Origin of the sequence: Achromobacter pestifer, from assembly GCF_013267355.1 — a bacterium.
Lineage (GTDB): Bacteria > Pseudomonadota > Gammaproteobacteria > Burkholderiales > Burkholderiaceae_B > Achromobacter > Achromobacter pestifer_A.
In genome coordinates this window covers 2,860,055-2,886,281 of record NZ_CP053985.1, presented here as the reverse complement: position 1 = coordinate 2,886,281, position 26,227 = coordinate 2,860,055, and the positions used below count along the sequence as shown (strand labels likewise).

28 protein-coding genes are annotated in these 26,227 nt (G+C 67.4%); 17 read left to right on the top strand and 11 right to left on the bottom strand.

The genetic code is table 11. From position 1 onward, the window contains the following. Nucleotides 1–89 precede the first annotated feature (89 nt). Nucleotides 90–1,013: a LysR family transcriptional regulator gene (locus FOC84_RS14015; protein WP_173144923.1), complete on the top strand. Its 924-nt coding sequence runs from the start codon at nucleotides 90–92 to the stop codon at nucleotides 1,011–1,013. A gap of 42 nt (nucleotides 1,014–1,055) precedes the next feature. Here FOC84_RS14015 and FOC84_RS14010 read toward each other — a convergent pair whose 3' ends face one another. Then, complete coding sequence (locus FOC84_RS14010; RefSeq protein WP_173144922.1) at nucleotides 1,056–2,060, bottom strand: Lrp/AsnC family transcriptional regulator; 1,005 nt, start codon at nucleotides 2,058–2,060, stop codon at nucleotides 1,056–1,058. Nucleotides 2,061–2,141: 81 nt separating this feature from the next. Here FOC84_RS14010 and FOC84_RS14005 point away from each other — a divergent pair, with 81 nt between their 5' ends. Beyond that, nucleotides 2,142–3,458: an MFS transporter gene (locus FOC84_RS14005; protein WP_173144921.1), complete on the top strand. Its 1,317-nt coding sequence runs from the start codon at nucleotides 2,142–2,144 to the stop codon at nucleotides 3,456–3,458. Between the two features lie 76 nt (nucleotides 3,459–3,534). Beyond that, the gene (locus FOC84_RS14000) at nucleotides 3,535–4,962 is read left to right on the top strand and encodes an amidase (protein ID WP_173144920.1); all 1,428 of its coding nucleotides are present in this window, start codon (nucleotides 3,535–3,537) and stop codon (nucleotides 4,960–4,962) included. A gap of 65 nt (nucleotides 4,963–5,027) precedes the next feature. Here the strand turns inward: FOC84_RS14000 and metK are convergent, their stop codons facing one another. Beyond that, the gene (gene metK, locus FOC84_RS13995) at nucleotides 5,028–6,191 is read right to left on the bottom strand and encodes a methionine adenosyltransferase (RefSeq protein WP_173144919.1); all 1,164 of its coding nucleotides are present in this window, start codon (nucleotides 6,189–6,191) and stop codon (nucleotides 5,028–5,030) included. Nucleotides 6,192–6,469: 278 nt separating this feature from the next. Between metK and FOC84_RS13990 the strand changes: the two genes are divergently transcribed. Genes FOC84_RS13990 through xerC form a run of 5 tightly spaced genes read left to right on the top strand, consistent with a single transcriptional unit; the run spans nucleotide 6,470 to nucleotide 10,892 of the window. Then, nucleotides 6,470–7,336: a lysophospholipid acyltransferase family protein gene (locus tag FOC84_RS13990; protein WP_173144918.1), complete on the top strand. Its 867-nt coding sequence runs from the start codon at nucleotides 6,470–6,472 to the stop codon at nucleotides 7,334–7,336. A 35-nt stretch (nucleotides 7,337–7,371) separates the two neighbouring features. Beyond that, entirely contained in the window at nucleotides 7,372–8,262 is an 891-nt protein-coding gene (locus FOC84_RS13985; RefSeq protein ID WP_173144917.1) for a lysophospholipid acyltransferase family protein, read from the top strand. Nucleotides 8,263–8,283: 21 nt separating this feature from the next. Continuing rightward, nucleotides 8,284–9,195 (top strand): diaminopimelate epimerase, encoded by a 912-nt coding sequence (gene dapF / locus FOC84_RS13980; protein ID WP_173144916.1) that lies wholly within the window; start codon nucleotides 8,284–8,286, stop codon nucleotides 9,193–9,195. A 3-nt stretch (nucleotides 9,196–9,198) separates the two neighbouring features. Further along, complete coding sequence (locus FOC84_RS13975; protein ID WP_173144915.1) at nucleotides 9,199–9,876, top strand: DUF484 family protein; 678 nt, start codon at nucleotides 9,199–9,201, stop codon at nucleotides 9,874–9,876. Between the two features lie 20 nt (nucleotides 9,877–9,896). Then, a complete protein-coding gene (gene xerC, locus FOC84_RS13970; protein ID WP_173144914.1) occupies nucleotides 9,897–10,892 on the top strand; it encodes a tyrosine recombinase XerC in 996 nt (331 codons plus the stop codon). Nucleotides 10,893–10,950: 58 nt separating this feature from the next. Here xerC and FOC84_RS13965 read toward each other — a convergent pair whose 3' ends face one another. From FOC84_RS13965 to FOC84_RS13945, 5 genes are read right to left on the bottom strand one after another with little or no spacing between them, the layout of a single operon-like run. Beyond that, on the bottom strand, nucleotides 10,951–11,910 hold the full coding sequence (locus FOC84_RS13965; RefSeq protein WP_173150153.1) for a nickel/cobalt transporter: 960 nt from the start codon (nucleotides 11,908–11,910) through the stop codon (nucleotides 10,951–10,953). A gap of 17 nt (nucleotides 11,911–11,927) precedes the next feature. Then, a complete protein-coding gene (locus FOC84_RS13960; RefSeq protein WP_173144913.1) occupies nucleotides 11,928–12,611 on the bottom strand; it encodes a DUF1007 family protein in 684 nt (227 codons plus the stop codon). Continuing rightward, nucleotides 12,572–13,534, bottom strand: coding sequence for a metal ABC transporter substrate-binding protein (locus FOC84_RS13955; protein WP_438800875.1), 963 nt, complete (start codon nucleotides 13,532–13,534; stop codon nucleotides 12,572–12,574). Before FOC84_RS13955 ends, FOC84_RS13960 begins: the two co-directional genes overlap by 40 nt. Nucleotides 13,535–13,556: 22 nt before the next feature. After that, a complete protein-coding gene (locus FOC84_RS13950) occupies nucleotides 13,557–14,423 on the bottom strand; it encodes a metal ABC transporter permease (protein WP_173144912.1) in 867 nt (288 codons plus the stop codon). Further along, a complete protein-coding gene (locus FOC84_RS13945; RefSeq protein ID WP_173150149.1) occupies nucleotides 14,420–15,139 on the bottom strand; it encodes a metal ABC transporter ATP-binding protein in 720 nt (239 codons plus the stop codon). The genes FOC84_RS13950 and FOC84_RS13945 overlap by 4 nt, the downstream gene beginning before the upstream one ends. 330 nt (nucleotides 15,140–15,469) lie before the next feature. Here FOC84_RS13945 and FOC84_RS13940 point away from each other — a divergent pair, with 330 nt between their 5' ends. The 5 genes from FOC84_RS13940 (at nucleotide 15,470) to hslU (ending at nucleotide 20,166) form a co-directional block, all read left to right on the top strand. Next, nucleotides 15,470–15,976, top strand: coding sequence for a Fur family transcriptional regulator (locus FOC84_RS13940; protein WP_173144911.1), 507 nt, complete (start codon nucleotides 15,470–15,472; stop codon nucleotides 15,974–15,976). Nucleotides 15,977–16,365: 389 nt separating this feature from the next. Then, nucleotides 16,366–17,478 carry a CobW family GTP-binding protein gene (locus FOC84_RS13935; RefSeq protein ID WP_173144910.1) on the top strand — a complete coding sequence of 371 codons (1,113 nt, stop codon included), beginning with the start codon at nucleotides 16,366–16,368 and terminating at the stop codon, nucleotides 17,476–17,478. Nucleotides 17,479–17,604: 126 nt separating this feature from the next. After that, complete coding sequence (gene dksA / locus FOC84_RS13930) at nucleotides 17,605–18,069, top strand: RNA polymerase-binding protein DksA (RefSeq protein ID WP_006216410.1); 465 nt, start codon at nucleotides 17,605–17,607, stop codon at nucleotides 18,067–18,069. 150 nt (nucleotides 18,070–18,219) lie between these two features. Next, nucleotides 18,220–18,759: an ATP-dependent protease subunit HslV gene (gene hslV / locus FOC84_RS13925; protein ID WP_173144909.1), complete on the top strand. Its 540-nt coding sequence runs from the start codon at nucleotides 18,220–18,222 to the stop codon at nucleotides 18,757–18,759. 72 nt (nucleotides 18,760–18,831) lie between these two features. Beyond that, entirely contained in the window at nucleotides 18,832–20,166 is a 1,335-nt protein-coding gene (gene hslU / locus FOC84_RS13920; RefSeq protein ID WP_173144908.1) for an ATP-dependent protease ATPase subunit HslU, read from the top strand. A gap of 115 nt (nucleotides 20,167–20,281) precedes the next feature. On the opposite strand, the gene FOC84_RS13915 is transcribed toward hslU, so the two are convergent. Beyond that, a complete protein-coding gene (locus FOC84_RS13915; RefSeq protein WP_088143381.1) occupies nucleotides 20,282–20,587 on the bottom strand; it encodes a copper-binding protein in 306 nt (101 codons plus the stop codon). Between the two features lie 200 nt (nucleotides 20,588–20,787). Here FOC84_RS13915 and FOC84_RS13910 point away from each other — a divergent pair, with 200 nt between their 5' ends. The 3 genes from FOC84_RS13910 (at nucleotide 20,788) to rfbC (ending at nucleotide 22,852) form a co-directional block, all read left to right on the top strand. Next, nucleotides 20,788–21,342, top strand: a complete 555-nt coding sequence (locus FOC84_RS13910) for a cob(I)yrinic acid a,c-diamide adenosyltransferase (RefSeq protein WP_173144907.1) — start codon at nucleotides 20,788–20,790, stop codon at nucleotides 21,340–21,342. Between the two features lie 65 nt (nucleotides 21,343–21,407). Continuing rightward, a complete protein-coding gene (gene rfbD, locus FOC84_RS13905; RefSeq protein WP_173144906.1) occupies nucleotides 21,408–22,310 on the top strand; it encodes a dTDP-4-dehydrorhamnose reductase in 903 nt (300 codons plus the stop codon). Further along, a complete protein-coding gene (gene rfbC / locus FOC84_RS13900; RefSeq protein ID WP_173144905.1) occupies nucleotides 22,310–22,852 on the top strand; it encodes a dTDP-4-dehydrorhamnose 3,5-epimerase in 543 nt (180 codons plus the stop codon). Before rfbD ends, rfbC begins: the two co-directional genes overlap by 1 nt. Nucleotide 22,853: 1 nt before the next feature. Here the strand turns inward: rfbC and lipA are convergent, their stop codons facing one another. After that, nucleotides 22,854–23,858 (bottom strand): lipoyl synthase, encoded by a 1,005-nt coding sequence (gene lipA, locus FOC84_RS13895; RefSeq protein ID WP_088143385.1) that lies wholly within the window; start codon nucleotides 23,856–23,858, stop codon nucleotides 22,854–22,856. A 170-nt stretch (nucleotides 23,859–24,028) separates the two neighbouring features. On the opposite strand from lipA, the gene FOC84_RS13890 reads away from it, so the two are divergent. Further along, the gene (locus tag FOC84_RS13890; RefSeq protein WP_173144904.1) at nucleotides 24,029–24,841 is read left to right on the top strand and encodes a substrate-binding domain-containing protein; all 813 of its coding nucleotides are present in this window, start codon (nucleotides 24,029–24,031) and stop codon (nucleotides 24,839–24,841) included. Nucleotides 24,842–24,856: 15 nt separating this feature from the next. On the opposite strand, the gene FOC84_RS13885 is transcribed toward FOC84_RS13890, so the two are convergent. Both FOC84_RS13885 and lipB read right to left on the bottom strand, forming a co-directional pair. Continuing rightward, entirely contained in the window at nucleotides 24,857–25,579 is a 723-nt protein-coding gene (locus tag FOC84_RS13885) for a tetratricopeptide repeat protein (RefSeq protein ID WP_173144903.1), read from the bottom strand. Next, nucleotides 25,576–26,214: a lipoyl(octanoyl) transferase LipB gene (gene lipB / locus FOC84_RS13880; RefSeq protein ID WP_173144902.1), complete on the bottom strand. Its 639-nt coding sequence runs from the start codon at nucleotides 26,212–26,214 to the stop codon at nucleotides 25,576–25,578. Before lipB ends, FOC84_RS13885 begins: the two co-directional genes overlap by 4 nt. Between the last annotated feature and the right edge of the window lie 13 nt (nucleotides 26,215–26,227).

The following is a 26,227-nucleotide window of genomic DNA, read 5'->3' as shown; positions in this document are numbered from 1 at the left end:
TAGTGGTGAGCCCAGTGTATAAGCCGGTATTGTTCTTATAATTAATGATTCAAATAAAGCTTTATTAAATTCAATTTATAAATAAGCGCATGGATGCCCTCTCCGATCTCGCCTTCTTCTCGCTGGTGGTCAAGCACGGCAATCTGTCCGCCGCCGCCCGCGAACTGGGCCTGACCCCGCCCGCGGTCAGCACGCGCCTGGCCAAGCTGGAGCAGCGCCTGGGCGTGCGGCTGCTGAACCGCACCACCCGCCGGATCAGCGTCACGCAGGAAGGCGAGCTCTACCTGGCCGAAGGCGCACGCATCCTGACAGACCTGGAAGCGCTGGAACGTTCGGTATCGAGCGCCCGCGCCCGTCCCCAAGGCTTGTTGCGGCTGAACGCGACCTTCGGCTTCGGCCGCGCCCACATCGTGCCCGCGGTGTCGGACTTCGCGCGCCAATACCCGGAAGTGGAAGTGCAGATGCGCCTGACCGACAGGCCGCTGAACCTGATCGAGGAAGGCTTCGACGTCGCGGTGCGCTTTGGCGACCTGCCCGACGCTCGCCTGACCGCGCGCAAGATCGCCTCCAACCGCCGGCTGCTGTGCGCGTCGCCGCGCTATCTGGAAATTCATGGCGAGCCGCGCGCGCCGGGCGACCTGCAACGCCACCGCTGCATCGTGGTGCGCGAAAACGACGTGGCCTACGGCACCTGGCGCCTGGAATCGGGCCTGCGCGCGGAAACCGTGAAGGTGCGCGGACCGCTCAGTTCCAACGACGGGCAAAGCGCCTTGGAATGGGCGCTGGACGGCCACGGCATCGTCATGCGTTCGGAATGGGAAACGGCCGAGCACCTGCGAGCCGGCCGCCTGCGGGCGGTACTGGCTGACTGGCGCACGCCGCCCGCCGACATCCACGCGCTCTATCCCGAACGGCTGAACCTGCCCGCCAAGACGATAGCGTTCGTGGAGTTCCTGTCGCAGCGCTTTGCCCGGCATCTGCGCGCGCCGGGCTCGGACGACGCGGTCTGGTGAACAGGCGCTCGCGTCCCGCCCCGCCGCTGGCGGGACGGAACGTTAAGCGTCCACCCCCAACCGCGCGCCCGCGCGCACGATGCCGCAGCGCTTGTGCGCCCGCATCACCACGCCGACTTCGCTGTTCAGCACGCCGTCGAGCTCGCCCAGGCGGCGCGTCACCACGTCCCACAAATGCAGGCTGTCGCGGCACAGCACGTGCCAGAACAGCTGGGACGCGCCACTGGTGCCGAACAGGCAGCGGGTGTTGGGATCCAGCGCCAGGTGCGCGGCCAGCGCGTCCACGGCTTGCGGGCGCACCTGCACGGAGATCACCGCCTCCACCGGAAAGCCAACCAGCGCCGGCTCCACTTCCACGCGGAAACTCAGCGCGCGGCGCTCCACCATGTTGTGCAAGAGGCGCTGCGCGGTGGGTTCGCTGACGCCGGCCTGCTCGGCCAATTCGGCCAGGCTAGCGCGGCCGTCGCGCATCAGGTAGGCCACCATGCGCTGCTCGGCGTCCGTCAGCGCGGCGGGCGGCTGCGCCGCTGTGGCCTCGGCCGCAGCGCAGCCGGTCTGGGCCTGGATGCGCCATTGGCCGGCGCGGCGGAACGGCCGCAGCACCAGCCTCGCCTCCACGTGTTCGACCCCGTCTATGGAAGGCAGCACGCGCGTCACAACGTCTGGCATGTCGGCCGCGTCCGCCAGTGTCAGCTCGGCCATCAGGTCGGCCGAACCGGCCAAGGTGACCACGAGCTGGCTGATGTCCAGCCGCGCCAACTGGTCCGCCACCTCCGGCACGCGGCCCGAACGGCAGCGCACCCAGGCATGCAGCACCACGCCGCGGCCGGCGGCCAGCGGATCAAGTTCGGCGATGACACGCAAGGCGTCGGCATCCATCAGGCGCTTGATGCGGCGCGCGACGGTGCGCTCGGCAATGCCGGTGGCCGCGCCCAGCTCGCGCCAGGACGCGCGCGGGTCCGCCTGCAGCGCGATCAGGCAGGCGAGGTCGGTGTCGTCCAGCCCCGGAGCTAGGGACTTACCCTTACTTGACGTGTCCATATTCATTAAATTAACGTTCGCGCATTGATAAAAACATAAAATTAAACGGTCTTTTTGACCAAAAATAAATTCTTATTTGAGGTTTTCATGAGCAGCACATCAGCATCCCTGCGCAAGCCGCAGGGGGCAGCCGCCTCGGCCGGCCCCGCGCCCGTCTCCCGTGCACGCACCATCCTGGCCGGTAGTGTAGGCAATGCGGTCGAATGGTTCGACTGGACCATCTACGCGTCCTTCGCCATCTTCTTTTCCAGCCAGTTCTTTCCCGAAGGCAACGAAACCACGGCCCTGCTGGCGACCTTCGGCATTTTCGCCGTGGGCTTCTTCATGCGCCCGGTGGGCGGCTGGATACTGGGCATCTTCTCCGACCGCTACGGCCGCAAGGCCGCGCTGGGCCTGACCATCCTGATGATGGCCGGCGGCTCGCTGATCATCGCCCTCACCCCCACCTACGCCGCCATCGGCCTGGCCGCCCCGCTGCTGCTGACCGCCGCGCGCCTCCTGCAAGGCCTGTCGCTGGGCGGAGAGTATGCCTCGGCCACGACCTTCCTGGCGGAAATGGCGCCGCCCGACAAGCGCGGCTTCTATTCCAGCTTTGTGTTCTTCAGCGCCGCCGTGGGCATCCTGGCCGCCTCGGCCATCGGCTGGCTGCTGACCTCGACCCTGACCAAGGCCGACATGGCCGCCTGGGGCTGGCGCATTCCGTTCTTCCTGGGCGCCCTGGGCGGCCTGGCCGGCATGTGGATCCGTCGCTCGATCCCCGAAACCGAGGCGTTCTCGCACGCCAAGAAGGCCGGTGTCGAAAAGCAGCCGCTGCGCACCCTGCTGCGCGACCACCCGCGCGAAGTGCTGCGCATCGTGGGCTTCTCCATCCTGACCACGTTCGCGTTCTACATCTTCGTGGCCTACGTGCCTACCTACGCCATCCGTCAGGTGCATGCCGATCCCAAGACCGCCTTCGCCGCCAACACCGTCGCGCTGATCGTGTTCATGCTGGTGCAGCCGCTGTTCGGCATCCTGTCCGACCGCATCGGCCGCAAGCCGCAGCTGATCTTCTTCGCCGCCGGCTACCTGGTGTTCTTCTATCCGCTGATGACCACGCTGGGCCCCTCGTTCGGTTCGATCCTGGCGGTGGAACTGTTCGGCCTGGTGCTGTACGCCATGTACACCTCGATCGCGCCGGCCATCATGTCCGAGCAGTTCCCCACCAGCGTGCGCGCCGTCGGCATCGGCACGCCGTACAACCTGGTCGTGGCGCTGCTGGGCGGCACCACGCCCTATCTGCTGACCTGGCTGCAAAGCAAGGGCATGGAGCGCTGGTTCTTCTACTACGTGCTGGCGGGCGCCGTGATCACCCTGATCACCTTCATCCGCATGCCCGAGACCAAGGGCCAGACCCTGAAATAAGCAACCCCGAGCGTCACGTCCAAACGCTTTCCGGCCCGCTAAGGACCGGAGAGCTTTTTCATTTCCGATGAGACCCATGCCAGCACAAGACACCGCCCTGCACTTCCAAGACGCCCAGGCCCTGGCCGGCGCCATCCGCCGGCGCGAACTGAGTTCGCGCCAGGTCACCACTCACTTTCTGGACCGCATCGAGCGCGCCTCCACGCTGGCCGCCTACAGTGAAGTCACGGCCGAGCGCGCACTCGCCCAGGCCGATGCCGCCGACCGCCTGCTCGCCGCGGGCATTGTGCTGGGTCCCCTGCACGGCGTGCCCGTGGCGGTGAAAGACAGCGTGCAATGGGAAGGCGTCAGCGCCTGTCTGGGTTCACTCGCCCTGCAGGGTCGGATCAGCGACGTAACGGCGGCTCCGCTCTGCAAGCTGGCCGCGCAAGGCATGGTGGTGCTGGGCAAGACCCGCATGACCGAGTTCGCCTTCGGCCTGTCGGGACAGAATCCCACGCAAGGCACGGCGCGTAATCCCTGGGATGCACAGGCCGCGCGCGCGCCGGGCGGCTCGTCCAGCGGCGGCGGCGTGGCCGTGGCCGCCGGCTTGGCGCCGCTGGCGCTGGGCGGCGACACCGGCGGCTCGGTGCGCGCGCCGGCGGCCCTCAACGGCCTGGTCGGCTACAAGCCGTCCACCGGCGTCATCAGCCGCGGCGGCTGCCTGCCCCTGTCGGACACACTGGACGTGCTGGGTCCGATCACGCGCAACGTAGCCGACGCCCGCTTGCTGACGCAATTGCTGGCCGGGCCGGACATCGACGACCCGGCCACGCTGGACTTTCCCGCGAGCGCCATCGCCGCCCTGCACCAGCCGGCCCGGCGCGGCCCGGGAACGGTGGCAGTGCTGGCGCCCGACGCCTGGCCCGCGCCCCTGGCCGAAGCCGGCCTGCGGGCCTGGCGCGAGGCCGAGGAGAACCTGGCGCGGGCCGGCTACACGCCCACGCCCTGGCATCCGTCCGCGGCCCTGTCGTTTGCCCGCATGGCGGACGACAACTCCGTGGTCCTGGCCTACGAGGCCTATCGCTATTACGGCGCGCTGGCCGAAGACCTGGCCCAGCCGCTATGGGATGTGGTGCGCAAGCGCATCGCGGCTGGCGGCCGCATCGCGCAAGCCGACTACGAGGCCGCGCTGCAACGCCGCGCCGCCGACATGGCCGCGTTCGCGCAGGCCATGCAGGGCCTGGATGCCTTGCTGATGCCCGCCTGCGACCAGGCGGCGCAAACGTTGGACGCCGACGACACGCGCCACGCCGGCCTGGGCAAGCTGCTGCGCCCCGCCAACTTCCTGGGCGCTGCCGCCATCTCCCTGCCTGTGGGCTTCGATGCCGAAGGCATGCCCATGGCGGTGCAGCTGCTGGCGCCCGCGGGCGGCGACGCGGCCCTGCTGGATTGCGCCGCGGCGCTGGAGCCGGTGCTGGCGCCGGCGCCGCGCCGCCCGGATCTGTCGGCCTGGGGGCTGTAAACCCTTGCGGCAACGAAAAAGCCCCCGCAGTTTGCGGGGGCTTTGCTTTGCAGAACCAGGCAGGCTTACAGGGCCTTCTTCAGTTCCTGCACCTTGTCCGTGGCTTCCCACGAGAACTCCGGCTCGGAACGGCCGAAGTGGCCGTAGGCGGCAGTCTTGGCGTAGATCGGGCGCAGCAGATCCAGCATGTTGACGATGCCCTTCGGACGCAGGTCGAAGTGCTCGCGCACCAGCTTGGCGATCTGGTCGTCGGGGATGACGCCGGTGCCTTCCGTGTACACGGTGATGTTGATGGGCTCGGCCACGCCGATGGCATAGCTGACCTGCACCTGGCACTGGCGCGCCAAGCCGGCGGCCACGATGTTCTTGGCCACGTAGCGGGCGGCGTAAGCGGCCGAGCGGTCGACCTTGGACGGATCCTTGCCCGAGAACGCGCCGCCGCCGTGCGGGCAAGCGCCGCCGTAGGTGTCGACGATGATCTTGCGGCCGGTCAGGCCGCAATCGCCTTGCGGTCCGCCGATGACGAAGCGGCCGGTCGGGTTGACCAGGAACTTCGTTTGCGGCGTGATCAGGCCTTCGGGGAAGCTGGGCTTGATGATGTCTTCGATCACCGCTTCGCGGATGGTCTCTTGCGAGACCTCGGGCGCGTGCTGGGTCGACAACACCACGGTGTCGACTTCAGCCGGGCGGCCGTCGATGTAGCGGAACGTCACTTGCGACTTGGCGTCGGGACGCAGCCACGGCAGGCGGCCGTCCTTGCGCAGCTCGCTCTGGCGCTGCACCAGGCGGTGCGCGTACCAGATCGGGGCCGGCATCAGGTCGGGAGTTTCGTCGCAGGCATAGCCGAACATCAGGCCCTGGTCGCCCGCGCCCTGGTTCAGGTAGTCTTCGGAGCTGCGGTCCACGCCCTGGGCGATGTCCGGCGATTGCTTGTCGTAGGCGACCAGCACCGCGCAACCCTTGTAGTCGATGCCGTATTCGGTGTTGTCGTAGCCGATGCGGCGGATCGTGTCGCGCGCGACCTGGATGTAGTCGACGTTGGCGGTGGTGGTGATTTCGCCCGCCAGCACTACCAGGCCGGTGTTGCACAGCGTCTCGGCTGCGACGCGCGCATTCGGATCCTGGGTGAAAATCGCGTCCAGGATCGAGTCGGAGATTTGGTCCGCAACCTTGTCGGGATGCCCTTCGGAGACGGATTCGGAAGTAAAGAGAAAGTCGTTGTTGGCCACAGATGCGTCCTTGGTGGCCGGCGTTGCCGGCGCATAGGTTCACGAGGCGCGTTGCACCCCCGACCGCATGACATACGCAAATCTGGGCGCGACGCTTTAGCGGATTTGGCAAAAGCTGCGCAAAGCGCTACACCCTTGCCGTCGCCCCGCAAGTTGTCGGTTAACTCGGCGACTGACTTATTTTAAGCGAAAATGCGGTTCTGCCGCCAAAGCCGGGGGACGTATGCATATTCCTCCTGGCCCAGACCCACTTCCAGCCCGTCCCACTTTCCTGCCGCATGCTGCTCTTCCTGTTCAGATTGTTCGCCGCCCTACCCCTCTCCGCCGCCCACGCCGCGGGGCGCCTCGCCGGGCGGGCGATCTACGCCTGGCCGGGCAAATACCGGCGGCGGCTGCAGGCCAACGCGGCCCAGGCCGGCTATCCCGATCCAGCCTTTGCGCGCCGCGCGGCGGGCGAAATCGGCGCCATGATCCTGGAGAGCCCGCGCGTCTGGTTCCGCAATGAACAAAGCTTGGCCCAGGTGATTTCGGACGACAACGACGTGGTCAACGCGGCCCGCGCCGAGAACCGCGGCATCCTGTTCCTGACGCCGCACCTGGGCTGCTTCGAGATCACCGCGCGCTATCTGGCGCGCCAGATGCCCATGACCGTGATGTTCCGCCCCCCGCGCAAGGACATCCTCGCCCCGCTGCTGGAAACCGCGCGCAACACCTCGGCGGTCAATGCCGTGCCGGCCACCATGCAGGGGGTGCGTGAATTCGTGCGCGCCCTGCGCCGCGGCGAATCCGTGGGCATGCTGCCCGACCAGGCGCCCAGCGTGGGCGACGGCGTCTGGGCGCCGTTCTTCGGGCGCATGGCCTACACCATGACGCTGCCCGGCAAGCTCGCCACGCAGACAGGCGTGCCCATCATCCTGACCGCGGGCGAACGGCTCCCCGGCGGCCGGGGCTGGCGCATCCACTACGTGCGCGTGCCCGAACCGCTGCCCGCCGATGCCCAAGCGCAGGCCGCGCTGCTCAACGCCGCCATGGAAACGCTGATCCGCCGCTGCCCGGAGCAATATCTCTGGAGCTACAACCGCTACAAGACGCCGCGCGGCGCTCCCCCGGCGCCTGCCGCCGACACCGCGTCCCCGGCCAACTGAACCGCCGCGCTCCCGACCGCTTCACTTTCCTCACTATGACTAACTTCAAAACGCGTTCGCTGGTATCCCTGATGAAATGGTTCGCCCGCATCAAGCCGTCGACGCGGCTGCGCATCGGCGCCGGGCTGGGCTGGCTGGCGCCACGGCTGGTCAAGTCGCGCGCGCGCATCGTGCGCCGCAATCTCGAGCTGTGCTTTCCCGAGCAACCCGAACAGGTCCGCGAACAGTGGGTCGCGGACCACTTCCGCGCGCTGGCGCAATCCATCGTCGACCGCGGCGTGCTCTGGTACGGCACGCCCGAAGCTGTCAGGGAGATGGTGACGCTAAGCGGCGTGGACGAGGTCAACGCGCTGATCGCCCAAGGCCGGTCGGTGATCCTGCTGGCGCCCCATTTGATCGCCATGGACGCGGGCGGCACCCGGCTGACGATGGATATCCCCAGCGCCGCCACGATGTACACCCCGCAAAGCGACCCCAACATCGACGCCGTCATGGCCGCCGGACGGACTCGTTTCAATGAGTCCTTCGTGGTCAGCCGCAAGGACGGCGTGCGCGAACTGATCCGCCACCTGCGCGCCCCCCGCCCTGTCTATTACCTGCCCGATATGGACTTCGGCCGCCAGGGCGCGGTGTTCGCGCCCTTCTTCGGCATCCCGGCGGCCACCCTGCTCTCCACCGCCCAGCTGGCCAAGAAATGGGATGCGGTGGTAAAGCCGGTCCTGGGCTTCTGGAATCCGGATACCGGCCGCTATCACATCGAAGTGCTGCCGCCGCTGGCCGACTTCCCGGGGACCGATACGTTGGAAGACGCCACGGCGCGCCTGAACCGCGAGCTGGAATCCTGGATCCGCCGCTGCCCCAGCCAGTACTACTGGGTCCACCGCCGCTTCAAGACGCGTCCGCCGGGCGAACCCAAACTCTACTGAGTCCGCGGCTCGCGCCCCAATATGGGCGATAATCCAGTGATGAACTGGAACTTCACCAAAATGCATGGCGCGGGCAACGATTTCGTCGTGCTCGACGGGGTCCGCCAGACCATCGACATGACGCCCGAGCGCGCCCGCGCCTTGGGCGACCGGCATTTCGGCATCGGCGCCGACCAGATCCTCCTGGTCGAACGCGCCACCCGGCCCGACGCGGATTTCCGCTATCGCATTTTCAATTCCGACGGCAGCGAGGTCGAACACTGCGGCAACGGCGCGCGCTGCTTCGTGCGCTTCGTGCACGAGCAAGGCCTGTCCGACCGCAACCCGCTGCGCGCCGAGATCGCCACCGGCATCCTGGTGCTGGACCAAGGCGACGACGAACAGGTCACCGTCGAAATGGGCAGCACGCGCTTCGAGCCCGAGGCCCTGCCGTTCGACACCGCCGGCCTGGCCGCGTGCGTCCAAGGCCAGGACACGCTGTGGGAACTGGAGCTGGATGCACCCGCCGGCCTGCCGCGCACGGTCGCGCTGTCCGCCGTGGCGATTTCCAATCCGCACGCCGTGCAGATCGTGGACGACGTCGACACCGCACCCGTGTCCGTCCTGGGCCCCTTGATCGAAACCCATCCGCGCTTTCCACGCCGCGTCAACGCCGGCTTCATGCAGATCGTGGATCGCAACAACATCCGCCTGCGCGTGTTCGAACGCGGCGCCGGCGAAACCCTGGCCTGCGGCACCGGCGCCTGCGCCGCCGTCGCGGCCGGCATCCGCCGCGGCCTGCTGGACTCGCCGGTGCGCGTGCAAGCGCGCGGCGGCGTGCTGACCGTCGCCTGGAACGGCGAACAACTGCGCATGACCGGCCCGGCCGAGTCCGTTTTCACGGGGCAGGTCGATATCGACAAGCTCGTCTTCTCCATGGGGCTGAACCGATAAGCCATGACTGATACCGCTTTTACCGCTCACGACATCGCCGGTTTCCTGCAAGAGAACCCTGGCTTCTTCGACGACCACGCGGACGTCTTCGCCACCCTGCAGGTGCCGCACCCGCACGGCTCGCGCGCCATTTCGCTGGGCGAACGCCAGATCCTGACGCTGCGCGAACGCAACCGCGAACTCGAATGGCGCCTGAACGAACTCGTGCGCAACGCCACCGCCAACGAAAGCATCGGCACGCACGTGGCCAAATGGTGCTGCCGCCTGCTGTCCGAGTGCGATCCGCAGCATGTGCCGGGCGAAATCGCCCTGGGGCTGGCTGAACAGTTCGAGCTGAACCACGTGGCGCTGCGCTTGTGGGACCTGTCGGAGCTGCCGGCGACCGGCTATGGCGAACCCGTCACGCAAGACATGCGCGCCTTCACCGACAGCCTGAAGACGCCGTACTGCGGCACCGACACCGAATTCGAAGCGGCCGGCTGGCTCGACGCCAAGCCCAAGTCGCTGGCGCTGGTGCCCCTGCGCCTGGAAGCGGACGGCGCCGCCGTCGGCCTGCTGGTGCTGGGCTCGGACGACGCCGAACGCTTCACGCCCGAAATGGGCACAACCTTCCTGGAATCCATCGGCCAGCTGGCTTCGGCGGCGCTGCATCGCCTGAATCCGGCCTCGCCCAAGGCCTAGCGGCGACACGGGCGGACGCCATGCCGAAAACCACGCAAGCGCTAGACGCGGCACCGCCCGAAACGCCCCTGCCGGACGCGATGAGCGCCTGGCTGCGCCATCTGGAAACCAACCGGCGTTACTCGCCCCACACGCTGGACGGCTACCGCCGCGAACTGCATTTCCTGCGCGAGCTTGCCGCTAACGCCAAGCTGCCGCTGGACAAGATCGGCAACGGCCACATCCGCCAATTCGTGGCGCGCCTGCACGCCCAGGGCCGCGGGCCGCGCAGCCTGGCGCGCACCCTGGCCGCCTGGCGCGGCTTCTATCAATGGTGGGCGCCGGCGATCGAACTGGCCGGCAATCCCGTGGCCGGCGTGCGCGCCCCCAAGGCGCCGCGCGGCCTGCCCAAAGCCCTGTCGGTGGAACAGACCCAGGCCCTGCTGGACCGCGCCCCCGCGCAAGTGGCGACCGAACCCGCCGCGCTGCGCGACCAGGCCATGCTCGAACTGCTCTATTCCAGCGGCCTGCGGCTGTCGGAGCTGGTCGGGCTGGATCTGCGCTATGAACGTTCCGGCAGTTACGAATCGCGCGGCTGGCTGAGCCTGGAAGAGGCCGAGGTCACCGTGTTGGGCAAGGGCGGCAAGCGCCGCTCGGTGCCCGTGGGCCAGGCCGCGCTGGAGGCCCTGCGCAAATGGATCGCGGTACGGTCGCAGCTGGCGCCCTTCACGGCGCAGCCCGAAGACGCGGCCGCGCTGTTCCTGGGCGCGCGCGGACGCCGCATCTCGCCACGCGTGGTGCAGCTGCAACTGGCGCGCATCGCGCAACAGGCCGGCGTGCCCACGCACGTGCATCCGCACGTGCTGCGCCACAGCTTCGCCAGCCACGTGCTGCAGTCGGCGCAGGATCTGCGCGCCGTGCAGGAAATGCTGGGCCACGCCAATATCTCCACCACCCAGATCTACACGCGGCTGGACTTCCAGCACCTGGCCCGCGCCTACGATCAGGCGCATCCTCGGGCCGGACGCAAATCCTGAACGCGCCGGGTCCGGCGCGTTCAGCGAAAACGGATACTCAAGCCCGCTCGGCTGGCCCCTAGCCGCCTCCAGCGATCACGCCGCCCAACAACATCACGCCCAGCAACAACACGGCCAATGCCGCCAGCGCTTCCACGCCGTAACGCAGCCGCGCCGCGCCGGCGCTGGACAGGCGGCTGCCGATGCGCGTGGCCGCGCCGCCGGCCGCGACCGCCAGGCAGGCCAGCGCCGCCACCGTCAGCCCGGTACCCAAGCCCATCGCCAGGGCCGAGGCCACGCCCGCCAGGAAGAAACCCTGCGCCAGGGCGAACACCAGCACGATCAGCGCGCCGCTGCAGGGGCGCAAACCCACGGCCAGGATCGCCGTTCCCGCGCGGCGCCAATTCAGCGGACCCGAGACCTGCTCTGACGCGGGCGCATGCGCGTGGCCGCAGCCGCAATCGTGGCCGTGTCCATGCCCATGGCCGTGATCAAGCATGGCCCCCTCGGCCGCACGTCCTGCCCGGGTCCGCAACAGCGGACGGATAGCCTTGACCCACACCAGCCACGCGCCCAGCAAGGTCACCAACGCATAGGAGCCGAGCTCCAGCCAGCGCGTGGCGTTGTTCATCGTTGCCGCGGTGGCGTTGAAGATCAGCGCCAGCACGGCCACCAGCGCGATCGCCACCAGCGCCTGGATCAGCGCGGACGCCAGCGCCAGCAGCGCGCCGTTGCGCGCGGTCTGACGATTGGCCAGCACGTAGGAAGAGATCACCGCCTTGCCATGCCCGGGCCCCAGCGCATGGAACACGCCGTAGGCGAAAGACAGCCCGATCAAGGCCCAGGCCGCGCCGCCATCGGCCTGCCAGGCGCGCACCGCGCCCGTCAGTTGGCGATAGAAATGGCTTTGCCAGGCCGACACCTGACCGAAGAAGCCAGCCAGCCAGCCCGGCCCGCCCATGCCCGCGCCGCTCTCCGGAACCCCGAAGGGATGCGCGCCCTGGGCCGCGGCCGCACCCACGCCGCCCAGCAGCAGCACGGCCAACAGCGCAAGCGCTACGGGCAGCGCACCTCGATGCGGTGCGTCAGCCCCTTGGTGATGGCGAAAAGCTCGTCCGGCAAGGCGTCCGGGTCGGCCGGGATCGCGGCCAGTTGCTGCATGGTTTTCCAATCCAGTTCCTTGGGCTTGCGGTAGGCGGAGGTGCAGGCCCGGGCGTCCTGCCCGCCCAGCGATACCGCGCCGCTTTCATCAAAGGCGTAGGCCACGAAATAGGTGGGATCGTAGATGTCCACCTGCGCGCCGGCGGCACCCGGCGCCACGGGCGTGGCCAGCGGCAAAGTGAAGGACAGCGTCAGCCGCGTGGTCTTCGGATTCCAGTCGACGCGCGCATCGCGCGGGGCCGCGAAGACCGCTGTCTTGCCGTCCACGGTGACGCGGGTGAAGTAGTGCGAGATCGGCTCGCCCAGCGCCCGCATCCAGTCCTGCGCCATGCCCTGCAAGGTTTCGGCAGACAGCGAGCCGTTCTTGCCCTTTTTCAATCCCTGCGTGGCGTAGGCGCCGAACATCTCATCAAACATCCAGACCTGCCGCAGCGCCGTGATGCGCTGCTGTCCATCGATATCGATCACCGCGCGGGCATCGATCCACATATGCGGGTGCGCGCTGGCGGCGCCCGCCGCCAGCAGCATCGCCGCCGCGGTCAGGGCTGCATGGCCGCGGCAAGCTGACGTGCGTTCCATTCAAACATTTCCAGATAGATGGCGCCGGGCTGTCCGGGCTTGGACAGGGCATCGGAATAAAGCGTACCACCCACCTTGGCGCCGGTTTCGCGGGAGATCTGCTGGACCAGTTTGGGGCTGCTGATGTTCTCCACGAACACCGCCGGCACGCGCTCGCGTTTGACCTGTTCGATGATGCGCGCCACCTCGCCGGCCGCGGGCTCCGCATCCGTGGACACGCCCATCGCGGGGATGAACGTCACGCCGTAGGCGTCGCCGAAGTAGCCGAAGGCATCGTGCGAGGTCACGATCTTGCGGCGCTCGGCCGGAATCGCGGCGAAGGTCTTGCGGACCTGGACGTCCAGCGCCTTCAGGCGCGCGATGTAGGCTTGGGCGCGCTGGCGGTAGGCGTCGGCATGCTCGGGGTCGGCAGCGGCCAGTCCTTCGGCCACATTGTGGGCGTAGATGACGCCATTGGCCAGGTTCTGCCATGCATGCGGATCGGCGCCGCTGTGATGATGGCCATGTCCATGGTCGTGGTCGTGGTCGTGGTCGTGGTCATCATCATGCCCGCCGCCCGCGAACGTGCGCGGCTTCACGCCCTGGGACGCGGCCACGGTGGCGCCGGCAAAGCCCGACGCCTTCGCCAGGCGCGGCATCCAGGTCTCGAAATCCAGGCCGTTGACGAACAGCACCCGCGCGGTGGCCAGCTTCTTGGCATCGCCCGGCGTCGGCTCGTATTCGTGCGCATCACCGTCGGGCCCCACCAGCGTGGCCACGCTGACGTCGGCGCCGCCGACTTCCCGCACGATGTCGCCCAGGATGGAAAAGCTGGCCACGGCCTTCAGCGGCTCGGCGGCCTGCGCGGTTCCGAACAGCGCCGACAGGCACAGGCCTGCCATGGCGAGCAGCGCGCGGCGGCGCGCCAGGGGATGGAAACGCATGGCGTATCTCCTATAGGATGAGTCAGGCCCGGCGCATGCGGCGCCGCGCCGGCAGCAGCCCGCCTTGCGGGCCGCCCACGATGGAAAACAGGTAGCAGGCGCCCGCCGCCAGGATGATCGCGGGCGAGGCCGGCACATTGAAGTGGTACGAAATGAGCAGGCCGGCCGCTGAGGCCACCACGCCCAGGCCCGCGGCCAGCGGGATCTGGCGGGCGGCCGAGCGGACCCAGAAGCGCGCGGCGGCGGCGGGCAGCATCATGATGCCGACCACCATCAAGGTGCCCAGCACCTGGAAGCCCGCCACCAGGTTCACCACCACCAGCACCAGGAAACCCATGTGGACCCAGCCCCCGCCGCCGCCGCTGGCGCGCAGGAAACCCGGATCCAGGCATTCGGCCACCAGCAGCCGGTAGATCGCGGCCAGCGCCAAGAGGGTCACGCTGGCCGTGGCCGTGACCAGCAGCAATGCCGCGTCGTCCAGCCCCAGCACCGTGCCGAACAGCACGTGCAGCAGATCCATGTTGGAGCCCCGCAGCGACACCAGCAGCACGCCCAGCCCCAGCGATATCAGATAGAACGCGGCAAAGCTGGCGTCCTCGCGCAGCGGCGTCAGCCGCGCCACCAGCCCCGCCAGCAGTGCCACGGCCAGCCCCGTGGCGATGCCGCCCAGCATCATCGCGCCCAGCGACAGGCCGGCCAGCAGAAAGCCCGCCGCCACGCCGGGCAGGATGGCGTGCGACATGGCATCGCCCATCAGGCTCATGCGCCGCAGCACCAGGAACACGCCCAGCGGCGCGGCGCCCAGCGACAGGGCGCAGGCGCCAGCCAGCGCGCGCCGCATGAAGCCGTAGTCCAGGAAGGGCGACAGCACCCATTGCGCCAGGCTCATGCGTGACTCTCCGCGTGCCATTGACGCGCCCGCTTCAAGTGCGCATCGTTCAGGGTCTCTTCGGTGTCGCCCCAAGCCACCACCGAACCGGACAGCAGCAGGCATTCAGGGAAATGATCGCGCACCAGATCCAGGTCGTGCAGCACCGCGATCACGGTGCGGCCCTGCCCGTGCAGGCCGCAAAGCAGGGCCATCAGGTCGTCCGCCGTGTGGCTGTCCACCGCGGCAAAGGGCTCATCCAGCAGCAACACGGGCGCGTCCTGCACCAGCATCCGCGCAAACAGCGCGCGCTGCATCTGTCCGCCCGACAGCGCATCCACGCCGCGTCCGGCCGCGTCGGCCATGCCCACGGTCTCCAGCGCGTCCATGCAGCGGTCGAGTTCCTGGTACGCATACCGGCGCCATCCCCCCACGCGGCGCCAGGCGCCCATGGCCACCAGATCCAGCACCGACACCGGAAACGAACGGTCGAGCTCGGCGGCCTGGGGCAGCCAGGCCAGCTCCGAACGGCCCGCGCCACTGATGCGCACGCAGCCGGCCATGGGGCGCAGCACGCCCATGATGCCCTTGATCAAGGTGGACTTGCCCGCGCCATTGGGCCCCACCACGGCGGTCATGCCGCCCGCGGCAAAACGCCCCGACACCGATTTGAGCGCTGCATGCCCGTGCCAGCCGAAGGACGCGTCGGCCAGCTCGATGGTGACCGGCGCGTTCATCGCGGCCACCAGTCCAGCGCCCAGCCGGTCAAGGCCCACAAGACGGCCGCCGCGGCCAGGGCGGCGGCCATGCGGCGCCAGGCGGAAGCCAGGAAGGCGGAACGCGGCGGGAGGTCTTGCCGGGGCGCGGCATCGGGCCGCCGGGGCAAAAGCGTGAAATGAGACATGGAAGAAATGCGCAGACGGAAAGCGGTATAGCCAAGTTTTATTATGTTATATCATAACCAATCGGCTTGATTCCACGGCGGTCGCCCGCATCTGGATGTTTTCTGCTACCTTCCAGGCATCTCGCGCGCATCGCGCGCGTTTTCCATAGAGATAAAGCCAGCCATGTCCGCACCGCCCCGCACCCCTCGCAGCGATACCGTCGGCGCCCAGCTCAGCGTCGCCGAAACGCTGTGCGAGCAGCGCGGACGCCGCCTCACCCCCATCCGCCGCAAGGTGCTGGAACTGCTGCTGCGCCACGGCCGCAGCCTGAAGGCCTATGAACTGCTGGACGCCATGCGCGCCGTCCATCCGGGCGCCGCGCCACCGACCGTGTACCGCGCCCTGGACTTCCTGATGGACGAGGGCCTGATCCACCGCCTGGACGCGGTCAACGCCTGGAGCGCCTGCCACGACGCGGGCGGCGCGCCCCATGACCTGCTCGTCGTCTGTACGGGCTGCGGCGCGGTCGCGGAAGTGTCCGACCCCGCCATGAGCCGCCAACTGGCCGAACGCGTCGCCCAGACCGGCTATGCCTTGGCCACGCACGAAACCGAAATCCGCGCGCTGTGTCCCCAGTGCCAGCAGAAACAGCCCGCTGCGGACGCGGGCCATGGCCACCACCATCATTAAGATCTAGTGCCGGTGGGCTGCCCGCGCCGCGGGCTCTCCACCCTCTGACGCAAGCCCGCACACGGCCTGTCATCCAGATGCGCGCATCGCGCTCTTGAAATCTGGCAAACCGCCCCCAAATAGTGGTATCGCCCGATACTTGACGGCGTACGGACGCCATCTGGATGGCTACGGCCCCAGGGTTGACCCTGGGTTTGCCCCCTGCCCCCGACTGTGCTGTAATCCTGCGTCCGGCCGCTGCAGGCGGCCCATGCAGCCTGCGGCAAACACCCTCCGGCAAAGACTGGGAAACCCCATTGAAGCGTCGCAAGACGGCGTTGCAAGACAGGGTTGCGATCCCCGCCGAGAGTTCCTGTTTAACGCCTTGACTTCACGCTAGCAGCTTCGCCATGAACACCCCGCGCAGTTTGGACAAAATGGTTCCCGTCACCATCCTCACCGGCTTTCTCGGTGCGGGCAAGACCACCCTGCTCAAACGCATCCTGACCGAATACCATGGCCGCCGCGTCGCGGTCATCGAAAACGAGTTCGGGCCGGAAAGCATCGACAACGACCTGCTGGTGCAGGACCGCGACGAAGAAATCATCGAACTGTCCAACGGCTGCGTCTGCTGCACGGTGCGCGGCGACCTGATGCGCACCCTGTCCGAGCTGCGCGCCAAGCGCGAAGCCGGCGAACTGAATTTCGAACGCGTCATCCTCGAGACGACCGGCATGGCCAACCCCGGCCCGGTATGCCAGACGTTCTTCATGGATGACGACATCGCCGAGTACTACCGCCTGGACGCGGTGGTGACGGTGGTCGACGCCAAGCACGGCATGGCCACCCTCGACGCCCAGCCCGAAGCCCAGAAGCAGGTCGGTTTCGCCGACCGCATCCTGATCTCCAAGCGCGACCTGGTCAACGAAGTCGACTACGAAGCGCTGCGCCACCGCCTGGTTCACATGAACCCGCGCGCGCCGATCACGCCGGTCAACTTCGGCGAAGTCGACCTGAAGTCCATCATCGACATCAGCGGCTTCAACCTGAATTCCATTCTGGACATCGACCCGGACTTCCTGGCCGATGAGCACCCCGACGCCGCCCACGACCACGGGCACGATCACGGCCATGACCACGATCACGGCCACGATCATGACCACGAAGGCGACTGCGGGGCGCATTGCAATCATGCCCACCATCATCACCACCACCAGCACGACGACGAAATCGGCGCGTTCGTGTTCCGTTCCAACAAGCCGTTCGATCCCGCGCGCCTTGAGGAATTCCTGGGCGGCGTGGTGCAGGTCTATGGTCCCGACCTGATGCGTTACAAGGGCATCCTGTACATGAAGGGCATCAACCGCCGCATGTTGTTCCAGGGTGTGCACATGATGATGGGCGCCGAACCCGGCAAGCCGTGGACCGCAGCCGAAAAACCGTCCACCAAGATGGTTTTCATCGGCCGTAAGCTGCCCCAGGAGATTTTCACCCGGGGCTTGGAGCAGTGCCTGGCGGGGTAATCCCCCTTCCTGACGTGACGTGATGCGACGAAGGCAGTACTGTGAGGTACGAATAGCGTAGGCAACAAGTAATACGGACCGGGAATGGACGCCCGCGCCAGGATCGATTCATAGTGGAGTGTTTTCATGGCTACCAAGGCAGCAACCAAGAAATCAAGCAAGTCGACGAGCGATACGGCGATTGATCTGCCCAGCGAGAAGGAATTGCTGGCCATGCCCGAGTCCGACTATATGAACGAACGCCAGTTGGCTTTCTTCAAGGAACGGCTCAAACAACTCGAGCAGGACATCCTGGCCAACGCCGGCGAAACCACCGAGCACCTGCGCGAAACGCAGTTCGTGCCCGATCCCGCCGACCGCGCCACGATCGAGGAAGAACACGCCCTGGAACTGCGCACCCGCGACCGCGAGCGCAAGCTGCTGAAGAAGGTGCAGCAGTCCATCGCCCGCATCGACAGCGGCGAATACGGCTGGTGTGAAGAAACCGGCGAGCCCATCGGCGTTCCGCGCCTGTTGGCCCGCCCCACGGCCACCCTGTCGCTTGAAGCGCAGGAACGCCGCGAGATGCGCCAGAAGCTCTACGGCGACTGATCCGTCCCGTATTCATGCCCTACGCTGAAAGGCTATGCTGGTTTCCAGCATGGCCTTTTTTTCTTTGGCCGGCATCCAAATGGGACGCAAGCGTCCAGCCTTGATTTCTTCGGAGTCGCCCCCAGCTATTCCCTTCATAGGAAGGAACGCATGGAACAATTTCACGCCACCACCATCGTGTGCGTGCGCCGCGGCAACCGCGTCGCACTGGGCGGCGATGGCCAGGTCACCCTGGGCAACATCGTCGTCAAGGGCACGGCCCGCAAGATTCGCCGCCTGTATCACGACAAGATTCTGGCCGGCTTCGCCGGCGCCACCGCCGACGCGTTCACCCTGCAGGAACGCTTCGAAGCCAAGCTCGAAAAGCACCAGGGCAACCTGATGCGCTCGGCAGTCGAACTGACGCGCGACTGGCGCACCGACCGCGTGCTGCGCCGCCTTGAAGCCATGCTGATCGTGGCCGACGTCGAGCACACGCTGGTGCTGACCGGCAACGGCGACGTGCTGGAGCCGGAACACGGTCTGGCTGCCATCGGCTCCGGCGGCGCCTATGCCCAGTCGGCGGCGCTGGCGCTGCTGCGCAACACCGAACTGTCGCCCGAGGTCGTCGTCAAGCAATCGCTGGAAATCGCCGGCGACCTCTGCATCTACACCAACCAGAATCACATCATCGAAACGCTGGGCGACTGACGCCCGCCATGCGGCGCGCCCGTCGCGCCGCGGCCGCCCCCCAGCCCGCCCTAGCTTCAAGGATCCGCCCTCATGTCCGCATCCAACATGACGCCCGGAGAGATCGTCTCCGAACTCGACAAGTACATCGTCGGCCAGAACCGCGCCAAGCGCGCCGTGGCCGTGGCGCTGCGCAACCGCTGGCGCCGCCAGCAGGTCGCCGAACCCCTGCGCCACGAGATCCACCCCAAGAACATCCTCATGATCGGCCCCACCGGCGTGGGCAAGACCGAAATCGCGCGCCGCCTGGCCAAGCTGGCCAACGCGCCCTTCATCAAGATCGAAGCCACCAAGTTCACCGAAGTGGGCTACGTGGGCCGCGACGTCGACACCATCATCCGCGACCTGACCGAATACTCGATCAAGCAGACGCGCGAACTGGAAATGCGCCGCGTGCGCACCCAGGCCGAAGACGCCGCCGAAGACCGCATCCTGGACGCCCTGGTGCCGCCCCCGCGCGGCGCCTCTGGCGAGCCGGAACGCGGCGAGGACAACAGTGCCCGCCAGACCTTCCGCAAGCGCCTGCGCGAAGGCAAGATCGATGACCTCGAGATCGAAATCGAGGTCGCCCAGGCCGCGCCGCAGATGGACGTCATGACGCCCCCCGGCATGGAAGAAATGGCCGAGCAGCTGCGCGGCATGTTCGCCGGCATGGCCCGCGACAAGAAAAAGCCCAAGAAGATGAAGGTGCGCGAAGCCTTCAAGCTGATCGTCGACGAAGAAGCCGCCAAGCGCGTCAACGAAGAAGACCTGCGCACCGTGGCGATCAACAACGTCGAGCAGAACGGCATCGTCTTCCTGGACGAAATCGACAAGATCGCGGCCCGCCAGGAATCCGGCGGCGCGGACGTCTCGCGCCAGGGCGTGCAGCGCGACCTGCTGCCCCTGGTCGAAGGCACCACCGTCAACACGCGCTACGGCATGGTCCGCACCGACCACATCCTGTTCATCGCGTCCGGCGCCTTCCACCTGTCGCGCCCCTCGGACCTGATCCCTGAACTGCAGGGCCGTTTCCCGATCCGCGTCGAACTCGAATCGCTGACCGCCGAGGACTTCGTGCGCATCCTGTCCGACACGGACGCGTCGCTGACCAAGCAGTACACGGCGCTGATGGCCACCGAGGACCTGCAGCTTGAGTTCACGGAAGAAGGCGTGCGCCGCCTGGCGGAGCTGGCCTTCGAAGTCAACGAAACCACCGAAAACATCGGCGCCCGCCGCCTGTACACGGTGATGGAGAAACTGCTGGACGAGCTGTCCTTCGACGCCACCGCCAGCAGCGACAAGAGCGTGAAGATCGACGCCGCCTACGTCAACGCGCAACTGGCGGAAGCCGCCAGCAGCCAGGACCTGGCGCGCTACGTGCTGTAAACCCCGCAGGCGCGCTTTGCGCGCCCAGCAAAACGCCGTCCGCAGCCACCAGGCCGCGGACGGCGTTTTCATTTGGCCGGCACGCCTGGCGTGCGCGCGGCGCCTTCCAGGGATGCTAGTTGCTGATCGCGGTCACGATGTACTTGCCGTCCTTGCGGACCGCGGTAAAGCGCACCTTGTCGCCCGCCTTGATCTTGGCCAGCAACGCCGGATCCGCTTCATAGACCAGCGTCATCGCGGGCAGGTCCAGCGGCTTGATGGCGTCATGCTTGATCGTGACCTTGCCGCCGGCCGGATCCACCCGCCGCACTTCCCCGCTGGCCTCGGCCTGCTGCGCGAACGCCAGCGGCGCGGCCAGCGTGACGACGGCCACCGCCGCGGCTGCGGCCATGGGCATTGCATACTTGCGGTCAAAAATCATGCAGATATCCTCCGATTGCAGGAACGCGTGGAACCGACGTCCCCGCTTTCCATAGTGCTAGGATACCGCCCTTGTGCAACAGTTCCCCCGTCCTGACGCAACAATTCTGACAGTTGATTGCGGAGTCCGCGGGTCGCGCCGCCGCAATTCATGGTTGGACGCAAAACCCCTACCTTTCGTCACTCATTTCAGGAGTTCCCATGGCCAACCGCTTATCCGTCATCGCCACCCGCACGGGAGACGACGGCACCACGGGTCTTGGGGACGGATCTCGCACACCCAAGGACGCCCCGCGCATCGCAGCCATCGGCGACGTCGACGAACTGAACAGCGTGATCGGCGCGCTGCTGACCGAGGACCTGCCCGCCGAGATATCCGCCGACCTGCTGGCCATCCAGCACGACCTGTTCGACATGGGCGCGGAGCTCTGCATACCCGGCCACACCGCCCTGACGGACGCACACATCGCCCGCCTGGATACGCGCCTGGCCCACTACAACGCGGCCCTGCCGCCCCTGCGCGAATTCATCTTGCCCGGCGGCTCGCGCGGCTCGGCGCAGGCACATGTGGCGCGCACCGTCTGCCGCCGCGCCGAGCGGGCCGTGGTGGCGCTGGCTCGGGTCGATGCCGTGAACCCGCCGCTGCGGCAATACCTGAACCGGCTGTCGGATCTGATGTTCGTGCTGGCGCGTTGTATAAACCAGCATGCGGGACAGAAAGACACGTTCTGGGCGGGCGCCCAGGCGCGCAAGTAGTCTCGCGGCCAGCCGCAAGCGGCGCGGTTGGACCTGAGAACGCTACGAAACTGGGCAAGGGCTGCGTGAAGATCTTATTGCTAGGCAAGAACGGCCAGGTCGGCCGCGAACTTTGCCGCTCCTTGCTCCCCCTTGGAGAGGTCGTGGCGCTGGGGCGCGACGGCGCCGATCTGCGCGACCAGGATGCCCTGCTCGAGGTCCTCTCGTCGTGCCGGCCGCATGTGATCGTGAACGCGGCCGCCTACACGGCGGTGGATGCGGCCGAAACCGATTGCGGCACCGCCGCCCAGGTCAACACCTTGGCGGTCGCCATGCTGGCCCGCCATGCCCGGGCAGCCCGCGCCTTGCTGGTCCATTTTTCGACCGACTACGTGTTCGACGGCTCGCAGCAGCGAGCTTATCTGGAAACCGATAGCCCCAACCCCCTCAACGTATACGGCAGCACCAAGCTGGCGGGCGAGCAGGCCATTCAGGCCGCCGGCTGCGACGCGCTGGTGTTCAGAATCGGCTGGGTGTATTCGACGCATGGCCGGAATTTTCTGAAAACCATGCTGCGTTTGGCGCTGGAGCGGGAAGACCTGGACGTGGTTTGCGACCAGCAGGGCACGCCCACGTCGGCCGAGCTGGTCGCCGACGTTACCGCCTTGGCGATCCGGCAACATCAGGCCGGGCTGTTGCCCGCGGGCACTTACCATCTGGCCGCCAGCGGCTCGACCGACTGGCATGCCTACGCAAAGTACATCGTTGCCGGGGCCGCTGCGCGCGGCGCCAAGCTGGCGTTGAGCCCGCAGCGGATACGCGCGATTGCCGCGCAGGACTATCCCGCAGCCGCGCAACGGCCGTGCAACGCCACGCTGGATACGGCCAAGCTGTCGCGTGCGCTGGAACTGCGCATGCCATCATGGACCGAACACGTCGACCGCGCCCTGGATCAACTCATTCACCCTGGCAACCCGCCTGCATCCTGATGAAAGCCACTCCACTCGCCATTCCCGACGTGTTGCTTCTGGAGCCCAAAGTACTGGGTGACGAGCGCGGCTTTTTCTTCGAGAGCTTCAATCAGGCCGTATTCGAAGCGGCAACGGGACTTCAGCGCCGCTTTGTTCAGGACAACCATTCACGCTCGATCCAGGGCGTGTTGCGCGGACTGCATTACCAGGTGGAACAACCCCAGGGCAAGCTCATGCGTGTATGCGCGGGCGAGATCTACGACGTGGCGGTGGACATGCGGCGCGGCTCGCCGACATATGGGCAGTGGGTGGGCACGCTGCTCAGTGCGGAAAACAAGCGTCAGGTGTGGATCCCCGAAGGCTTTGCCCACGGCTTCCTGACGCTGTCCGATCATGCCGAGGTCCTGTACAAGACCACGGACTATTACGCGCCGCAGCACGAGCGCTGCATACGCTGGAACGATCCGCAACTGGCGATTGCCTGGCCCTGCCAGCAGCCGCCGCAGCTGTCCGAGAAGGACCGCAACGGCGCGTCGTTCGCCGACGCGCCGGCCTGCTGACTCAGTTCACGCCGGCGGCGTGAGCCTGTTCGTCGGCGTGGTACGAGGAACGCACCATCGCCCCCACCGCCGCATGCGAGAACCCCATCGCATAGGCTTCACGCTCGAACATGGCGAAGGTGTCCGGATGCACGTAGCGCAGCACGGGCAAGTGATGCTCCGAGGGCTGCAGGTACTGCCCGATGGTCAGCATGTCCACGTTGTGCTCGCGCATGTCGCGCATCACCTGCAGGATTTCCTCGTCGGTCTCGCCCAGGCCCAGCATCAGGCCGGACTTGGTGGGAACCTCGGGATGCAGCTGCTTGAACTCGGCCAGCAGCTTCAGCGAGTGCATGTAGTCCGAGCCCGGACGCGCCTGCTTGTACAGGCGCGGCACGGTCTCCAGGTTGTGGTTCATGACGTCCGGGGGGCCGGCGTTCAGGATGGTCAGCGCGCGGTCCAGGCGGCCGCGGAAGTCAGGCACCAGCACCTCGATGCGGGTGGTGGGCGACAGTTCGCGGATGTGCGTGATGCAATCGACGAAGTGGCCCGCGCCGCCGTCGCGCAGGTCGTCGCGGTCCACCGAGGTGATCACGACATAGGACAGCTTCATCGCGGCGATGGTGCGCGCCAGGTTCAGGGGCTCGTTGGTGTCCAGCGGATCCGGGCGGCCGTGGCCCACATCACAGAAGGGACAGCGGCGGGTGCACTTGTCGCCCATGATCATGAAGGTGGCCGTGCCCTTGCCGAAGCATTCGCCGATGTTCGGGCAGGACGCTTCCTCGCACACCGTGTGCAGGTTGTGCTCGCGCAGGATGCGCTTGATGTCGTAGAAGCGCGAGCCGGGCGCGGCGGCCTTGACGCGGATCCATTCAGGCTTTTTCAGGCGCTCGGCCGGAACGATCTTGATGGGAATGCGCGCGGTCTTGGCCTGCGATTTCTGCTTTTGCGTCGGATCGTAGACCGCTTCCGCGGGCGCAGCGGCGGATTCGTTCGAGGGGACAGGAGACTCGGCGAGCGTGGACATGGAGCACCTTCATGACCGGCGCGCGGACACGCCGGGTCTGAGACAAAAACGGCATTTTACCCTCCGCCGCCCGGATCCGCCCGGCGAGGGCCCGCCCCCGGGCGGCGCGCGTCCTCGGCCAAGGCCTGGCTGGGTTATCGTCACGCCTGACGAATCTGCCGGTTTTGCCCATGTCTTCCCTGCCCCCGCCCCGCCCCATCGCCCTGATCGCACCCCGACTGGACTGGGCGCCCGCGGCCCGCGCCATCCAGGCCTGCGCCGAATTGCTGCTGCCCGCCGGCTACTACCTGGCCGCCGGCCCCTGGCATGAAGCCCAGTCCCTGCCTCTGCTCGGCGACCTGCGTCCCGCCGCCGCTCTCACCATCGGCCCCCTGGACGATCCCGCCCTGCGAACCGTCCTGGCAGCGCTGGAAATCCCCGTGGTGGAAACCTGGAACGCGTCCCCCCAGCCGCTGGACGGCGCCGTGGTGGTCGACAACGCGGAAGCCGGCCGCATGGCGGCGCGGCATCTTGCCGCCAAGCGCCATGCGCAGGTCGCCTGCATCAGCGCCGACAATGCCTGGGAGCGCGCCCGGCGCGAAGGCTTCATCGGCAGCGCGGCCGCACTCGGACTGGACCTGGTGGCGGACATCGTGCAACCCGAGGTCCAGCACATGAACGACGGCCGCATGGCCTTCCTGCGTCTCTTGGCCACCAACACGATCTTCGACGCGGTGTTCTGCACGACCGACCTGCTGGCCGCGGCCTCGGTCTCGGAAGCCCACAACCGCGACCTGCAAGTGCCGCAAGACCTGGCGGTGCTGGGCTACTCGGACGACGGCAGCGCCGCGCAATGGGCGCAAGGGCTCACCACCCTGGGCGCCGACGCAGCCATCCTGGGCCGGCGCGCCGGCCAGCTGCTGCTGGACCGCCTGGACGGCGAACGCGGCACGGGCGAACGGGTAACGGTGGAAGTGGTTTTTGAGGAAAGGCTGAGCACGTAGGCCGGAAAACCCCGCCTACCCCTCATACAGCGCAGGAAAGCCGCTGTCCCGCAGCATGGCGTTGGCTTCCCGCAGGAAGGCAGGCGTGGCGGTCTCCGGCACGCGCGCGAGCCATTGCACGGCGTCCTGTTTCTGCCCGCGCAGCAACAGCAGCCGGCCCAGGTGGAACATGCCGCGGAAATCGCCGCCTTCGGCGCAGCGCCGGTAGCAGTCGAAGGCGCGCTCCATGTCCTGCTCGACCACCTCGCCGGCCTCGTAATAGCGCCCGACCACCCCGATGGACTTCACGTGCCCGGCGTCCGCCGCCTTCTGGTACAGAGCCAGCGCCGCCGCGGGGTTCTGCGCCACGCTGCCGCGGCCGCTGCGCAGCATGTGGGCGTAGTTGTACATGCCCCAGTCCAGGCCGCGGTCCGCCGCCAGCCGGAACCAGTAGGCTGCGACCGTGTCGTCCCGCGCCACGCCCCAGCCGTTCTCGTAGCAGCGGCCCACCATGTTGATGGCCATGGGGTGATCGGCATGGGCCGCGCGCTTGAACCATGTCAGCCCCAGCTCCGGATCGCGTTCGACGCCGGCGCCGTCCAGCAGCATCTGGCCGTAGATGGTCTGGGCTTCGATCAGCCCCAGTTCGGCGGCCGCGCGGATCCAGGCCGCGTAGTCCTCGGCCGGCCCCGCTACGCGCAGGCGCGCCAATGCTTCCGGTGTGGTCGCGGCCACGTCGGCCGCGCTATAGGTCTTCATATCTTGTTCCTTGCGCGGTCCCAGGCCTGCGCCAGATTGCGTGCGAGCGCCTCGCCGGTTTCGGTGGGCTCGCGGCGCACGCCACAGGCCGCCATGTCCACGGTGCGCAGTCCGGCATAACCGCAGGGATTGATGCCCAGGAACGGCGCCAGGTCCATCTGCACGTTCAGCGATACGCCGTGGTAGGCCCGCCCGTTGCGGATCTTGATGCCCAGCGCGGCGATCTTGGCCAGTTCGCCCCCGTCCGGGTCGGGCACGTAGACCCCCGGCGCGCCGGGCTTGCGGCAGGCGTCAGCCACGCCCATCTGCGCCAGCGTGTCGATGACCGCGCCTTCCAGCAGATTGACGTATTCCTTGACGTAGATGTCGGCGCGGCGCAGGTCGAACAGCGCGTAGGCCATGACCTGGCCGGGGCCGTGGTAGGTCACCTGCCCGCCGCGGTCGCAATGGACGATGGGGATGCCGCCAGGGTTGAGCACGTGCTGGGGCAGGCCAGCCTGCCCCAGGGTGTAGACGGGCGCGTGTTCGCAGAGCCAGATCTCGTCAGGCGTATCGGCGCCGCGCAGATTGGTGTACGCCTGCATGTCGTGCCAGACCGATAGGTAGTCGGCCGGCCGCGCGAGCCACTTGATCACAACTGTCTTGCTC